The 15180-nt window shown below is 56.9% G+C and carries 13 protein-coding genes and 1 rRNA gene; 3 read left to right on the top strand and 11 right to left on the bottom strand.

Features of this window, described 5'->3' with window-relative positions:
• The 9 genes from U8U01_RS15950 to rrf form a co-directional block, all read right to left on the bottom strand.
• A partial coding sequence (locus U8U01_RS15950) for a cadherin-like beta sandwich domain-containing protein (protein WP_322176392.1) occupies window positions 1-3448 on the bottom strand: 3448 nt, incomplete at its 3' end.
• 429 nt (window positions 3449-3877) lie between these two features.
• Window positions 3878-4222 (bottom strand): hypothetical protein, encoded by a 345-nt coding sequence (locus U8U01_RS15945; protein WP_322176390.1) that lies wholly within the window; start codon window positions 4220-4222, stop codon window positions 3878-3880.
• A 60-nt stretch (window positions 4223-4282) separates the two neighbouring features.
• Window positions 4283-4909, bottom strand: coding sequence for a ribulose-phosphate 3-epimerase (gene rpe / locus U8U01_RS15940; protein ID WP_322176387.1), 627 nt, complete (start codon window positions 4907-4909; stop codon window positions 4283-4285).
• Window positions 4910-5028: 119 nt separating this feature from the next.
• Window positions 5029-5949, bottom strand: coding sequence for an AEC family transporter (locus U8U01_RS15935; RefSeq protein WP_322176383.1), 921 nt, complete (start codon window positions 5947-5949; stop codon window positions 5029-5031).
• Window positions 5950-5991: 42 nt separating this feature from the next.
• A complete protein-coding gene (locus tag U8U01_RS15930) occupies window positions 5992-6273 on the bottom strand; it encodes a hypothetical protein (protein WP_322176381.1) in 282 nt (93 codons plus the stop codon).
• 246 nt (window positions 6274-6519) lie between these two features.
• On the bottom strand, window positions 6520-8004 hold the full coding sequence (locus U8U01_RS15925) for a resuscitation-promoting factor (protein WP_322176378.1): 1485 nt from the start codon (window positions 8002-8004) through the stop codon (window positions 6520-6522).
• Between the two features lie 503 nt (window positions 8005-8507).
• Window positions 8508-8909 carry a 30S ribosomal protein S9 gene (gene rpsI / locus U8U01_RS15920; protein ID WP_322176375.1) on the bottom strand — a complete coding sequence of 134 codons (402 nt, stop codon included), beginning with the start codon at window positions 8907-8909 and terminating at the stop codon, window positions 8508-8510.
• Between the two features lie 15 nt (window positions 8910-8924).
• Window positions 8925-9353 (bottom strand): 50S ribosomal protein L13, encoded by a 429-nt coding sequence (gene rplM / locus U8U01_RS15915; protein WP_322176373.1) that lies wholly within the window; start codon window positions 9351-9353, stop codon window positions 8925-8927.
• Window positions 9354-9986: 633 nt separating this feature from the next.
• Window positions 9987-10103: ribosomal RNA gene (gene rrf / locus U8U01_RS15910) — 5S ribosomal RNA — on the bottom strand.
• A gap of 292 nt (window positions 10104-10395) precedes the next feature.
• On the opposite strand from rrf, the gene U8U01_RS15905 reads away from it, so the two are divergent.
• From U8U01_RS15905 to U8U01_RS15895, 3 genes are all read left to right on the top strand, one after another.
• Window positions 10396-11085 carry a hypothetical protein gene (locus U8U01_RS15905; RefSeq protein WP_322176370.1) on the top strand — a complete coding sequence of 230 codons (690 nt, stop codon included), beginning with the start codon at window positions 10396-10398 and terminating at the stop codon, window positions 11083-11085.
• Window positions 11086-11439: 354 nt separating this feature from the next.
• Complete coding sequence (locus U8U01_RS15900; protein WP_322176367.1) at window positions 11440-12594, top strand: DHHW family protein; 1155 nt, start codon at window positions 11440-11442, stop codon at window positions 12592-12594.
• A 471-nt stretch (window positions 12595-13065) separates the two neighbouring features.
• On the top strand, window positions 13066-13452 hold the full coding sequence (locus tag U8U01_RS15895) for a VOC family protein (protein WP_322176365.1): 387 nt from the start codon (window positions 13066-13068) through the stop codon (window positions 13450-13452).
• Window positions 13453-13701: 249 nt separating this feature from the next.
• Here the strand turns inward: U8U01_RS15895 and U8U01_RS15890 are convergent, their stop codons facing one another.
• Together U8U01_RS15890 and U8U01_RS15885 are read right to left on the bottom strand one after the other, a co-directional pair.
• Window positions 13702-14514, bottom strand: coding sequence for a class I SAM-dependent methyltransferase (locus U8U01_RS15890; RefSeq protein WP_322176363.1), 813 nt, complete (start codon window positions 14512-14514; stop codon window positions 13702-13704).
• A 4-nt stretch (window positions 14515-14518) separates the two neighbouring features.
• Window positions 14519-14992, bottom strand: a complete 474-nt coding sequence (locus U8U01_RS15885; RefSeq protein ID WP_322176360.1) for a GNAT family N-acetyltransferase — start codon at window positions 14990-14992, stop codon at window positions 14519-14521.
• Window positions 14993-15180 lie beyond the last annotated feature (188 nt).

The following is a 15180-nucleotide window of genomic DNA, read 5'->3' as shown; positions in this document are numbered from 1 at the left end:
TCTTATCCTCCGCAACTTCGTTGGTGATCTCGTAGGTAGCGCCCTCGCTTACCTCAACCGCTACCTCGATGGCCTCCACGTCCAGCTCCTCCACCTCAGCGGCGTAGGTGCCGTCCTCGCCAGCCTCAACAGCCTTGCCGTTTACGGTCAGGCCGGTGATCTCGGCTTCGGTGCTGGGGGCGGTGGCGGTAACGGTCAGGGTGTAGGTATTCTTGGTTTCGCCGTCCTCGGCGGTAACCTCGATGGCAACAGGCTCCTCCACGCTGATCTCCGCGCCTTCGTAAGCCTCGCCGTTCACGGTGACGGTAGCGCCCGCGCTGGTCTCAATGGTCAGAACCTGCTTGGTCAGGTCGCCGTCCACGCCGATGTTGGCGGTGATGTCGGTGCCGTTGATGGTAGCCTCAACCTGGCCAACCTTCAGGGCAGTGATGGCAGCCTCGGTGCTGGGCCCGGCAACGGTTGTCACCAGGGTGTAGTTCATCTCGGTCACGCCGTCCTCGGCAACCGCGCGGATGGCCACTTCCTTGCTCAGGTCATAGGCCTTCGCAGCGTCAAACTTGGCGCCGTCCACGTACAGGGTAGCCAGGTTAGAGGCCTCGATCTCCAGTTTCTGCTCCAGGGCCGTGCCATAGGGCAGGGTCAGGTTCCACTGGTTCTCTTTGCCTTCTTCGGTGCCCAGCTCAGCGGCAGTGCCGGCGGCAGTAATGCCGGTCACGGTCGCGTCGGTGTCCACGTCAGCGATCTTGATCTTATAGGTGTAGTTCTTGGTGGATTCCTCGTTCTCAGCGGTCACGGTCATGTTGGCGTTGGCAACAGCGCTCAGCTTGTCAGCGGTGCCGGTGCCGGAATACAGCTTGCCGCCAATAACGGCAAACACGTTCTTCTCAGCGGCAGCGCCGGTCCAGGCCTTGGCGTTATTGTCGCCCTTCAAGACAGCGCCTTCGCTGATATCGAAGGTCAGGTTGAAGGTAGGCGTGGTCTTCTCCTGGGTCTTGGTGTTAAAGCTGTAAGGTACGGTGATGATATAGCGGTTGCTGTTGGCAATGCTCTCATCCAGGCGGGCGGAAACGCCCTTGGTGGTGCTGCTAATGCCGTTCAGGTCGCAAGCGGCACTGGCCTGGGCGCGCACGGCGTAAATGTAGTAGTCAGTCTTATGGGTAGCATCCTCAGCCTTAACAGTGGCCTTGATGCTGCCAGTGTTCGGATTCTTGGGGTCAAAGTCAGCCGCGCCGGCAGCCTCATAGGTGTAGACGGAGGCAGGGGTCATGGTAGCAACAGGGTTAATACCATTCTGGGCGCCCAAAGTAGTGGCAACCAATGCAGTAACCTCGTTGGAGCCACCCTCGTCATATACTTTGGAGCCCTCGCTCTTGGTCATGCTCAGCACATACAGGGCACCCGGTGTGTAACCATAAGGTACATCAACACGGATGGTCCCGGCATCCTGATCGATCACCGCGTCAAAGGTGTTGCTCTCGTTGACCTCCGCAATGTCGTTCTTGGTGGTAACTTTCAGGGCGGTCAGGGTGTGGCCGTCCTTAGCAGGGGCGGTCTTAATGGCAACTTCTCTAATGGTGCACTTTTGGGCTGCGCCTTCACCATCGCCATTTGCTGCATAGAAAGCATGGAAAGTAAAGCCGCCAAGATAGTTGTCGCCTTTCTTGGTATAAACGGCTTTCGTGCCAGCACTCGAATCGGCAGGCGTTTTCAAAGTATATGCATGGACATTGACAAACTTCAACTCGCTAAATTTGGTAATGCCATTATTAACTTTGGTGCCAGCATCATGTGCAACAGCTGTATCCGTAACTGTACCGGGAGGGGTAGCATCGGTTGTGCCATCTACTGCATCAACAATGGACTCAACAGTCGCACCATTCTTGGCATTCACAACCACAGTCCAGTTGGCCATAGAACCTGTGGTGGAACCAAAGGGCACTTCAATTTCGTTCTTGCTGTCAGCAACGTACTCGTTACCGTCACCGTCGATCAGCTTAATGCTGTCAACAACCGGCTTGGTAGCGTCGCCACTGGCAGTAAAGAACATATTATAGCGGTTATAACTGGTCTTGCCCTCGTTCTGAACGATCACCTTGAGGGGGTTGGAAGAGGTGTAGAGGCTCAGGTTAAGGTCTTCAAAAGTAACCTGACCTGCCACAGCGTTCGTATCGGCATCAGAACCATCAGAAATCTGATTGGCATAGCCGGCAGGCGCATTTTCCAGAGTTACATGAGCATTCTTGGAAACTTCAAGGATAATATCCTGGTCAGCAGTCGCAGGTACGGTAGCTGCGGCAATCATAACCTCAACAGTGCTGCTGCTGACAGCAGCCATCACCTGGTCGCCAAATTTAACGCCAGTTAAGACAGCATCCGGGTTAGCGTCCTGCTTAACTTTCAGCGTCAAATCTGCGCCACTGTCGTTCTTTTCGGTTTTCACCGTAAACACAACGCCATTCGCGCCGCTGAGATCATAAGCTGCCACGCCGCTGCTGTTCATAGAAACTTCGCCGGTAACCAAATTTTTCTTATAAGCGACCTGAGTGGCCTGGCCCTTGATAGCAATCTCAGAAACCTGGGGGGCCACGGTGTAGGTGGCAATGGCTTCGCTCACATCGGTGCCAAAGGGCACGGTAACGGTTACAGTAACCGTACCGTCAGCAGCCTCTGTGGCCTCCACCTTCGTGGCGCCAGGAATGCCAAAGCTTTCGAAGATGGTTTCCACGGCGTACTCTACGGTGTACTTCTGGGTAGAGCCGTTTTCAGCGGTAACGGTAACGCCAGTCACGACATTGGTATCTACAGTAGCCACAGCCTTAGCGCCGTTGTCCTTATCGGTGGCCTCAAAGGTCAGGGTACCAAGGTCGGTCGAGGTGTTACCCTTGCCAATGGGCTTAACAATGGTAACTTTGTGGGCCTCGTTGTCGATCTTATAGTCCACAATGCCGGTGGCCGAATTACTGGTCACCTTGGCCAGGGTGGTGTCCCCATTGGTAGAGCGCTCCTCAAAGGTAATGCTCAGGGGATAGGTCTTGGCCTCAGCGTCCTTCTCCGTCACCTGCAGTTCCAGCGTATAGGTGCCAAAGCTGCCGGTTTCGGGCTTGGTTTTCGCGTCGGTCACAAGGTTCACGTTCTTAACGGTGTTGGCCGTGCCGGGCACGCCCTGCAGGCTGCCACCGATCATCCCGTTAGCCCCGTAGACCGCGATCTTGGTGCCGTTCATGCTGGAGAGCTTAAGCTCTACCTTCTTCACGGCATCCCCGATCTTGCCGCTGGTGGAGGTCAGGGTAACGGCATAGCTTTCGCCGTCACACACAGCCTCTTTCCCGCCGACATACAAGATGTCCGGGTCATCAGCAGCAAACGCGCTCATCGGAATCATTGCGGCGACCATGAGAATGGCCAGAAACGCCGCAAGTGATTTCTTCAGAAACTTGCTTTTGTTCATGATTTCAACCCTCTTAAATTTTAGATTCTCAGCCGGCCCTTTCGCCGCTGAGTGGAAGTTAACTATATAATAACCTTTGAGCGCGAAAAATGCAAGCCTTTTTTTGAACTTTTTTGCGTCTTTACATAATTTTTTTGCCGACGGGCAAACTAAAGAATTTGGCGCTGTTATGCGGTTTTTCAGGGGTTTCTTTGTGCTTTTCGCCCCTTTTTCTGTATGTTTGCCCATAATTCACCTTGGTGTGCCCCGCCGTTTTTGGCAGTTCCACCCAGTAAAATGGCTGTTTTTGGCCCGGCCCGCCGTTGTTTTTCCCCCTTTCCTGTAAAGAAATTCCTCCGTTCGGTCCCCCTTACGGTACAAAAAGGCCGCGTTTTTCGCTGCGTAGGGTAATTATAACATAAAAAGCGCCTCAACGCAATCGTTAAAGCGCTATTGTTTACAATTTTTTCCATTTTCCGGCCCATTTGTCCCTTTTGCCAGGGCTTTGCCCAGCTTTGCCACCGGCTCGGCGCTGATCTCCTCCCCGTGTTCCCGGCAAAAGGCGTAAAAAGTGGGGCACGGGCCCAGGCAACGGCCGTACCGCCCCGCGGTGCGGGCCAGCCGCTGCCGCTGGGCCAGCCCAGCGCTTACCTGCAAATAGTAAGCCCCCCGCCACAGGCATAGGCTGGAGGCCGCCTTTGGCCAGGCCCGGTATATGGCCGCCACCGCCCCGCACAGGGCCGTAGCCCCTTCCAGCCGGAACACCAGAGGCTGGGGCGGCGTTTTTATCCTCATCGGCAGCCCCCCTTCCGTTTACCCCATACTATGTAGCAGCAGGGCGATTGGTGAGTGGCCTTAAATGGATAGGCAGCGCATCTCCAGGTAGGGGTCCTCCGCCTGGAACACCGACGTGCCCGCCACCAAAATGTCCGCCCCCGCCGCTTTACATAGGGGCGCGGTTTGCAGGTTGACGCCGCCGTCTACCTCAACCAGCAGGTGGGGGTACAGGCATTTCAGTTGCAGTACCTTCTTTAGGGGCTCCAGCAGCATCTTCTGCCCCCCAAATCCCGGATATACGGTCATCACCGTGACCTGGCGCAGCTCCGCGGCCCAGGGGCCGATCTTCGAAATGGGTGTGTCCGGGCTGATGGCCACCCCGGCCTGGGCGCCGGTGGCCTTAATGGCGGCGATCAGTTCCCCCACCGGCTCCTGGCACTCCACATGGACGGTGATGATATCCGCCCCTGCCTTGCGGAACACCGGCAGGTAGGCCATGGGGCGTTCCAGCATCAGGTGCACGTCAAAGGGCAGGCGGGTTTTGTCCCGCAGGGCTGCCACCACCGCCGGGCCTATGCTGATGTTCGGCACAAAGTGCCCGTCCATAATGTCTACGTGCAGCATATCTGCCTGCTCAATCTTTGCCACCTCCCGGTCCAATGCCGAGAAGTCAGCCGCCAGCAGCGACGGCGCGATGTATACCATACCTGCCTCCTATCCTGTTTTGCTTTCTATTATATATAGGGGTTTGCGTGTGCAGCTTGTCCACATATGCGGTTTGAACCCGGAACGGCCGGGGGCTTTCGGTATGTCCCCCCTTGGCTTTAGCAGAGCGCCTGCGCCAGTATGGTCAGCACCGGGATGGTCAGGATGGACAACACCGTGGACACGGCCACCAGCCGGGACGCCAGTTCCGAGTCCCGCTTATACTGTACGGCGAACAGCACGGTGTTGGCTGCCACCGGCGTGGCCGCCTGGATCATGCTGGTTACAAACAGCGCCTCGCTGGGGCGGACCAGCAGCAGCAAAAGCAGGTAAATGCCCGGTGCCGCTATCAGCCGCAGGAAGGAAACCTTGTATACGCTCATGTCCGACATAAAGGAATGGATGTCCGCCTTGGCAATGTAGCTGCCTATGACCAGCATGGCCAGCGGGGTGTTCAGGTCTGAAAGCAAGCCTACCGGCTCTACTACCATTGCCGGCAGTTGTACCTTCAGGAAGTATATGGGCAGGCCGATGGCAAGGCCCACCATGCCGGGATTCAGCAGCACGGTCTTTAAGTTCAGCCTGGCCCCGCCGCTCATCATGCTGTACCCGTAGGTCCAGCAGAGGATGTTAAACACCACTACCCCGAAAGAGGCGTAGATGACCCCTGTGTCCCCCACAATGCCCTGCACCAGCGGGATGCCCATAAAGCCCGTATTGCTGAATGTTACCGCGAACCGCAGCACCTTACGCCGCTCCTCCGGCTCTTTGCCAAAGCATATCTGCCCCATGCCCAGGGCCAGGCCCATCCATAGGGTGGGCAGGACCATGGCCATCAGCAGTTCATAGGCCCCCAGTGGCTGGGTGGAGCCCAAAAAGGAGTTGACGATGACGCAGGGCGTTACCACCTTGATGAGCAGGGCGGTCACCTCTGACGCCCCCCGCTGGGTCAGCATCCCTTTTTTGGTGATCCAGTAACCCACCAGGATCAGCACCAGGATTACCGCTACCTTGCCCACTACCGCTACGATTGCCTCCATCTGTTGAGGCCCCCTTATACACAAGACTTTCAGCCAAGGCTGCTATTTTTCTTCCTGATCCTCCGATGTGCCGCCTTTTTTCCGGTATTCCTTTGCAAAGGCCGCCACCAGGATCGCCAGCGCCGCGCCGGTTACGCACTTTAGGCCAATACCCCAGCCGCCTTCGAACACATGGAGCGCCGGCATCAGCCCGTCGGCCAGCCACCAGGCCCCCAGCACCAGGAAAAACACCCCTGCCAGAATAAAGACCTTGTTCTCCTTGGACATGGAAAACAGCAGCACCAAAGCTATTACAAACCAAAGGATCGCGTAAAAATACTGCATTTCCCTCTTCCTCCTCCCCTGACTTGGCTTTTACCGCCTTTATTATAGCCGCTCCCGCCAATAATTACAAGCCGCTGGGGGCAAATTGGGCTTAACCAACGTCCCGGCCCCCCTTTCCCCCGGCTTTTTCGTGCATATCTGCCTTTCTATTTGGTTGGCCCCAGAGGCCACGGGTTCCCGGCGGCAGGATCTACCCCCCAAAAACAAAAAAGTCCAGCCTGCGGTCAGGCAGGCTGGGCAGGATATCTAGTCCAGGATATAGAGCACCATGTCCCGGCGGCCGATGATACTGCACTCTTCCAGCGTGTCATAGCACAGGTCGGCGATAATATCCCCGTCCAGGCAGGCGCCGCCGGTATCGCCGGCCACACCGTAGCCATAGACGATAGAGCCGTCCGGGGAGGCCACAAACATTTTGGTGCCATAGGGGATGATGTCCGGGTCTACGGCGATGACCCCACGCTTGGCCACCAGCCCCACCGAGGTGGTGCCGCCCGGAATGCAGTAGGCGGTGCATTCTCCGGTAATGGCCTTGGAGTACGACACGGTTTTGCCCTGGTCGTCCACCAGCGTGCCCGCCGCGGTGTTCACGGATATGCCGGACGCCGGGCTGCTGGGGGCGGGCGTGCTTTTATTGCCGCCGCCGTCTTCAAACTCCAGCTTGGGGGCAACGGTGTGGTAGCCGGAGCCCCGCATGATGATCTCCTTGACCGGCTCTGCCACTACCTTTTCCTCGATCATTTCCCGGCTCTCCAGCTTGCCGTCCACATACACGGCGGAGAATTTTTTCTCCCGTTTCCCCTTCATGCCGGGGGTAAGCAGGTTGGTTTCCCCCTCCGGCAGGTCGCGGGTAGTGATGTATTTGGTTTCGTAAGGGATCTCCTCGGTTTCCGTTTCCTCCCTTGTTTCCACCCGTTTCAGCACAATGCGCATCCCCGCTGTGATGGGGGCCTCGGCGGGCACGTTCAGGCGGTCCTCCTTGCCCAGGGCAAAACCGCATTTCTCCAGGGCCTCGGCCACCGTCAGCGCGGACACCTTATAGGCCCGTGTACGGCCGCCGGCAGTAAGGCTTATGTTCATTACCCGGCCGATCTCCAGGTGCATATCGTCCTTGATGGGTTCATCCAGTTCATGGCTACAGGTATCGTCCTCCCCCAGCGTTACCCCGGCCTGGGACAGCGCCTCGGCCACCGTTCCCTCGGTCATTTTCACCTGTAGGGTTTCCCCATCTACCGTAATATTCACCCGGCACAGCCGCTTGATCTCCACTGTCAGGGGGGCGGAAACCACCATCCCCCGGCTGGGGGCGACCTGGTCGGTTTCTTTTAGCTGGATCTCGTTGGCCAATAGGGCCTGCTCTATCGTATCCCCTTTATAGGCCACATAGCTTTCCTGTTGGTCCCGGTCCTGTACGAACAGCTCTACCCCCCGGCGCACGGTGACGTTTGGGCTATCCTCCTGGAACACGGCCTCGTCCATACTGCCCAGGGGAGGCATACCTTGCTCCTGGGCTTTGGCTAGGGCTTTGGCTAGGGCCCGGTCATCCTTGCGCCCTATATGGCCGCCCATGGTAAAGGTGTATGCCTTGTCCCAGTCCTCTACGGTTACGGGCGTACCCTTTGTAAAGCCCTGGAATACCGCCGCCGCGCACAGCACCGCGGCCAGGATACCAATGGCTGAAAAGATCCCCAGCCGCAAGCGGCACCCCCGGCCCATCCGTCTATGATACATACGCTGTCCCCCTCTATAGCGATTACTGTTCATGATACACACAGCATCAGGTGTTCTTTTGCGTTAAGGCTGCTGTACAGGCAGCCTTGGTATGGGACTAGTATAGTTTTATTTTGGCGGGAAGTCAAGCCGCGCCCTGCCTTGGGTTTGTGCATTTTTTGTGCATTGCGGCTAAGTATGCATATAAATACGCTTGAATACTGTTCCTATCCGGCGGCTTTCCGGCCGTTTATGGGAGTATCTCCCTGTTTTGCTGGATATCCCTGTACAAAAGTATAGAAATGCTCCCCGGAGGTTCTTTCTGTTCCTACATACATATACAGTTTTATGCATATCCGCCCAACTTTTAGGAGGGCGGCCTACCCGGATGGGCTTGCGGGTACTCCTTTATGGAGGTGGCCTGGGTGATCTTTTACAAAAAACAAAGCCTGCCGGTTGCCGGCAGGCCCTGCTGTCTTTGCGTATATGCGGGCAACATGGCCCGCAAGCGGTAAAAGTTCCCTTTAGCGCTTGCTGAACTGGGGCGCGCGGCGGGCGGCTTTGAGGCCGTACTTCTTGCGCTCCTTCATTCTGGGGTCGCGGGTCAGGAACCCGGCCTTTTTCAAGGTGGGGCGCAGGTTTTCGCTGTCAAACTGGAGCAGCGCGCGGGCTACGCCGTGGCGGATGGCACCGGCCTGGCCGGTTACCCCGCCGCCGGAAACCCGGCACACAATGTCGAATTTCTGGTCGTTCTCTGTCAGGGTCAAGGGCTGGCGCACAATGTACTTTAGGGTATCCAGGCCAAAATAATCGTCGATATCCCGGCCGTTAATGGTCACTTTGCCGGTTCCCTGGTACAAACGCACGCGGGCTACAGAACTTTTCCTTCTGCCTGTGCCGTAGAAATAGGGTGCAGTTTCATACATAGTTTACAATCCTCCTTACATATTCCATGCTTCGGGCTTTTGTGCAGCGTGCTTGTGCTCGCCGCCGGCATACAGCCGCAGGCGGGACATAGCGCTGCGCCCCAGGGAGTTCGAGGGGATCATACCCTTGACGGCCAGTTGCATGGCCAACTCAGGCTTGGTGCGCATCAGCGCGTCGTACCGGGTGGCCTTCAGGTGGCCGATATACCCGGTATGGCGGTAATAGTACTTCTTTTCAGCCTTGCCGCCGGTGAGCACGGCGTCTTTACAGTTCACGATGATCACGTGGTCGCCGCAGTCTACATGGGGGGCAAAGGTGACTTTGTGCTTGCCCCGCAGCAGCACCGCCGCCTGGGCGGCTACCCGGCCCAGGGGCTTGCCGGCAGCGTCGATGACGTACCATTTGCGCGCCACTTCGCCGGCTTTAGGCATTGTAGTTGACATAGCTTAAACCTCCAAACTTTCAGCCGTTCTTGTTTTCACCTGTTGATGATACCATATGTTTGTCCCCCTGTCAACCGTTTTTCCTGTTTTTTAAATTTGCTTTTGACATTGCTCATTTTTCCTCTCCCTTTCTCCCCTATACGCCGCTATGCTCCCTTGCATTTTTCGCGTTTTGGGCGCCGTTTATCCCCGGTTCTCCCCCAGGTATCTCCCGGATACCTGCCCGGTCTTAGGGGGTTCTTCCCCCGGTATGCGGCCGGTCTTGGGCTGTTCCTTTTAGGGGGCTGCCTCCGGCGGACAGGGGCGCCGCCCCTGCACCCCGCCAAAGGGGCACTGCCCCTTTGGGAACCCTTTTACGGGGGTGGGGGTGCCTCCGGCGGACAGGGGCGCCGCCCCTGCACCCTGCCAAAGGGGCACTGCCCCTTTGGATTCCCCTTTACGCGGAAAGAGGGATATGGCGATGGGCTGGGGGCACGAAAGGTGGGTTTTCTTTTTTCTGATTTCTTTCTTTATCTTTATCCTTAATCCTTATATCCTTTATCTTTCATTCTTTATTCTTATTTTGTTTTTGGGTGGGTTGTAGAAAGTGTGCGGGAAAAGCAAAAAGACGATCCTGTAAAGGATCGTCTTTTGTGTTGGCGAACACCTATTTTTCCGGGCCGTTGCCAGCCAAGTATCTTCGGCACGAACGAGCTTAACTTCCGTGTTCGGGATGGGAACGGGTGGACCCTCGCCGTAATCAACACCAACTCTTTTTTGCTGTCGTTTTCCTGACTGCTTGTATATAATACCACGGCCGCACGGAAAATGCAAGCCTTTTTTCAAAAAATTTCGGGTTTCTTCCCCATCAACCAAATATTGGGTATACCTTGACAATCTGCCTGTATATTGTGTTTTTGTGGGGGTGAAAGAGTTTTGTAAGATTACGGTAAGGGTTTTCCCCTTTAGCGGGCGGAAATCCCCTTGACTTGGGGGGCGGAATACTATACACTTAGAATCAAGTAGTTTTACGTAAACTAATTTTGATAGGAGGCTATTTCTCATGAAAAAAGGAAAGTACGGCATTGTCCTGTGTTTCTACCCCATTGCGGCCTTTGCGGCGGTGATTTTGAACGCGCCTATGATTGCCGCGGCGCTGGCGGCGGTGGCCATTTTTGTGGAGCGGGACGAGTGGGCCGGGCGGCAAAGCTTGCAGGCCTGGATGGCTTCGGCGCTGGTGTTCTTCTTTGACCATGTGGTGCGGTGGGTGTTCTCTCTGGTGCACATCCCGGTGCTTTCCACTTTGTTGGGCGTGGTGAGCTCGGTGCTGTTTGTGGTGGTGTACCTGGCGTGCATTGTGTTCAGCGTGCTGGCCATTCTGCGGGTTTCCAAGGACGGGGAGGCGAATTTCCCGCTGATGTCCTCGCTGGCGTATCGGGTATTCGGGCAGGTGCGGCCCAAGCCGGTGGCTCCGGCGGCCCCCTTTAACCCGGCCCAGCCCTATGGCTATCCCCAGCAGCCGGGGGCCTATGCCCAGCCGGTCAACCCCCAGCCTCCACAACCTCAGCAGCCCCAACAGCCCTACCCGCCCCAGTATACCCAGCCTTACGCGCCCCCGGCAGAGCAGATGGCCCAGCAGCCCATGCAGGCCCCGCAACCTGTGCAACCTGCGCAACCCGCGCAACCCGTTCAGCCTACGCAGCCGGTGCAGCCCGCCCAGCCTGTGAGCGAGCAGGGGGATCAGCCCCAATAAAAAGATGGCGCCCGGCTCCGATGGGCCCGTGGCAAAATCAAAAGAAGAAAAACATCGCGGTACTATATAGAGGAATTAGTAAAAAAAATCGCCCAAAACAGTATACACAAAAAAACGTAGAACAACTTAAATGAATGAAAGAAAATAAAGAAACGAAAAACCCTACAGGCTGAAGAATCTAACGGCGCGGGCGGAAGGCTGGCCAATAGCAGCCGCTGAACCGCGCACAGGAAGTTTTCGTCCACCTTTTTCAAAAGGTGGCAGGGGTGTGGGGACAGCGTCCCCACGGCCTTAGTCCCTTGGGAGGTGTTTCAGATAGAAAAGGAATACATTTACAGGAGTAAGGGCGGCCCGGTGCGGCGGCCCAGCCGGCACAACAAGCCGCCGCTGATCCTATGGGTGGTGCTGGGGCTGGTGCTGGCAGGGGGGCTGGTGTTCCTGATTGTCAAGCTGGCGGGGGGCGGCGGCAAGCCTGAAGAGGGCCCGGCCAGCTCGGTGGGGGCGGCCTCGACGGACCCGGCCCCGGAGGCGGGCGAGCCCGCGCCTGCCCCCACCCCTACCCCGGAACCGGTGGCGCTGCCGGAACCGGACGCGCCGGAGGGCGCCCCGGAGGACATGGGCTCGCTAATGGTGGCCGGGGGGACGGGGTACGCCTACTATACCTTCTCCACGGAGGTGAGCAACCGGTACATCAACACCGTGGCCGGGGCAGGACAGGCTTTGGCCGGTTCGGCTACGGTGTACAGCCTGATTGCCCCTACCAGCATGGATGTGCAACTGCCGGAAAGCTATTTGACGGAGCATCAGGTGGACAGCGCGGATCAGAAAAAAGCCATTGACCGGTATTTGCTGCCCTCGATCAATGCCATCAACCAGGATGTGAAAACCGTGCCGGTGTTTGATGCCCTGCGGCGGCACTGGGATGAGAATATCTACTTTGGCACCGACCGCACCTGGACCCAACTGGGGGCTTACTACGCCTATGAGGAGTTTTGTAAGGCCAAGGGCGTGCAGGCGGTGGCGCTGGATCAGTTTGAGAAGAAGTCTTACGAGGGCTTTATGGGTGGCTTTGCCGGGCTGGTGGGCGAGGACAGGCTTTATTCGGACACCGTGGACGCGTATATCCCCGCCGGGGACACCAGCCTCAGCTTTACCGACGCAAACGGGGAAACCAACGAGGGCTGGGCCGTGATCTCGGACGGGGACGGGTATTCCAGCTCGCTGCTGTATTTGATCTTTGCGGCGGGGGATCAGCCTTATAAGGTGCTTACCAACAACAGCATCACCGACGGCTCGGCCTGCGTGGTGGTGCAGGATTCCTTTGGGAATTTCTTTACCCCCTTCCTCACCCAGCATTACCAGTTTGTGTATGTGGTGGACTACGCCAGCTATGACGGCAATGTGCCTGACTTGGTGCGGGAAAAAGGCGCCGGGGATCTGATCTTCTTGAACCATGTTATAATCACCAGCTCCGACACTGCCGTGGAAAGCTTGGAGTCTTTGTTTTAGCTTGGTTGCCCTGCTGGGGGATTCTTTGTGGGGCGCTGCCCCACGCCCCGCCAGGGCTTTGCCCTGGACCCACCGCCCTTTGAAAAGGGCGGCCCTAAACTTTAAGGGGCCCCTGCCGGGGGCTCTCTGTGGGGCGCTGCCCCACGCCCCGCCAGGGCTTTGCCCTGGACCCACCGCCCTTTGAAAAGGGCGGCCCTAAACTTTAAGGGGCCCCTGCCGGGGGGGCTCTCTGTGGGGCGCTGCCCCACGCCCTGCCAGGGCTTTGCCCTGGACCCACCGCCCTTTGAAAAGGGCGGCCCTAAACTTTAAGGGGCGCACGTGGTACGGGTGGGGGGCGTTGGGCTTTGCATTTTGGGGTTTTCTTTTTTCTTATTTATTTTTTCTTTCTTAATTTATTTTTCTTCTTTATTTTTTGGGGTTGTTTTCTTAATTTTCTGTTTGCTCTTTTATTTTTGGAAAGGGATGTTGGGGATGAAGAATTATACGCAGGTTTATGTGAAGGACAGCTTGGAGGCTGCGGATTTTTACTGTAAGGCTTTTGGGGCGGAGATTACTTTTGAGATTAAGAACCCGGATAAGACCGAATATGAGCACTGTGAGTTATCGGTGGACGGGGAAGGGTTTTTGGCCCTTTCTGAGGCGCAAAACCCTTGCGATGTGGCGTTTATCCACGAAAAGAAGTGGGAAACTATGACCTTTAATGTGTTTGAGATGGGCAGCGAGGAAAGGGTTGATCAGGCTTTTCGGGTGCTAAGCGACGGCGGCGTGGTGCTTCAGCCCATACAGGCGCTGCCCTGGAACCCCTACTCGGCCACGGTGATTGATAAGTATGGGGTTTGTTGGTGGATCGCGATTTAAGAAAAAGGCTTTGGAATAGGGCTGAACATCAGAAGTAAAAAAAGAAAAAGAAAAGCAAAAAAAATCGTTTTTTGAAAAGCTATGGGGAGCCCTATTATGTGGAAAGTCAGAATTGCCCCCCAGCAGGCGCGCGTAGAAGTTTCGTCCACCTTTTCAAAGGTGGTGGGGATTCCCAAGGGGCAAGGCCCCTTGGGCCGCCGGAGGCCAGACCAGACGAAGATAAAAAAGGCAGCCGCAAGGCTGCCTTTTTTATTTGGTGGAGATGGCGAGGAAGTGGGGGCTAAGGCCCAGGAGGGAGGGTTCGGACTCGGTGAGGGAGAGGAGTTCCTCCAGGCGGGCGCGGGCGGCGGGATCGCTCCACTTTTCGTTTAGGTTGGGGGTGTACCAGATGCAGCCCTCGACGGCCAAAAGCCGGGCGGGGGAAAAGCCTGCCTCTGCCAACTCGGCGGCCAGGGCCTCTGGCGTATGGAAATAGGCCTGGGCGATGAAGTTGGGGTATTTCTCCGGGCGGTGGTGCCGGCCGGTGGTAAGCTCGCCCCGGAGCATTTCCATGTAGGTTTCGTCATCCAGGAAATCATTGGCCACCCGGTAGGTGGACAGGGCCCAGGTGGCGGAACTGAACTTGGAGATACCGGCCGCCACCAGCAGGCCATCGGGCCGGAGCACCCTGTTGGCCTCCTGGAGGGCCTGTAAGCGGCTTTCACGCTCCAGCAGGTGATAGAGGGGGCCCATGAGCAGGAGGGCGTCACAGGAGGCGTCTGGGGCGGGAAGGGCACGGGCATCAGCCGTATGGGCGGCATAGGGGATGGCCTGGTGGGCTTTGGCATAGGCCACGGCGCTGGGGGCCAGCTCGAAGAGGGTGGGATTGCAGCCCTGCTCTGCCAGCCAGTTGGCGTAATAGCCCACACCGCCACCTACATCATAGACGGCCATGCCGGGCTTTAGGTAGCGGGCGAGGATGGCTTTTGTGCGGGCGGCCTCTATAATGCCCAGGCCCCGCTCCAGGCGGCCGGTTTCGGCGCCGTTTTCATAAAAGGCCAGGACTTCATGGATGTTTTCCATGGTATTATGTTCCTTCCGATGGGGATATGGTTTCTGTGTGGACGATGGCAAAGCCATTTTTCTGATACAGCAGGATGGCGCCGCGATTCCAGTCTGCCACGTGCAGGCTGATCGGGCTGCGGCCCTCCTGTTGCATACGGGCCACTGCAAACCGCAGCAGCCCCTGCCCATACCCTTTCCGCCGGAATTCTTTGGCCACAATCAGGTCGTCGATCTCTTTTCCATATATGGCAACAGAGCCGATGAGCAGGCCCGCTACCTCTACCATAAAAACTTGGTTTGCCTTTTTGCGCATTTCCTCCCGGCCGGGACAACAGTTGACTGGGGACAGGCCCAGGGCCCGGCGCATGGGGGCAAAGCTGCTATTGTACATGGGCCGGTACACCGGGTAATCGGCGTCACGGTAATTTCGGACCGGCAGCGGCAAGGGCGCAAGCCGGCCACCTGTATAGTGCATGGTATGTACAAGGATTTGCATGGGCTCCCACCGCCTTTTTTATAATTGAAAAAACAGCCCATCCGGTTGGATGGACTGTTACAGGGTTTACACAGTACCCTAAAAACTGAATAAAGGAGAAAGCGTAGAAAAGAATCGAATAAAGGGTTGGGAACCAACTTGGTCAAGCCCTCGGCCTATTAGTACTGCCAAGCTGAACATGTTACCAT

The sequence above is a fragment of the Acutalibacter caecimuris genome (assembly GCF_034335085.1).
GTDB classification, from domain to species: domain Bacteria; phylum Bacillota; class Clostridia; order Oscillospirales; family Acutalibacteraceae; genus Acutalibacter; species Acutalibacter caecimuris.
This window is presented reverse-complemented; position numbering and strand designations above follow the sequence as displayed.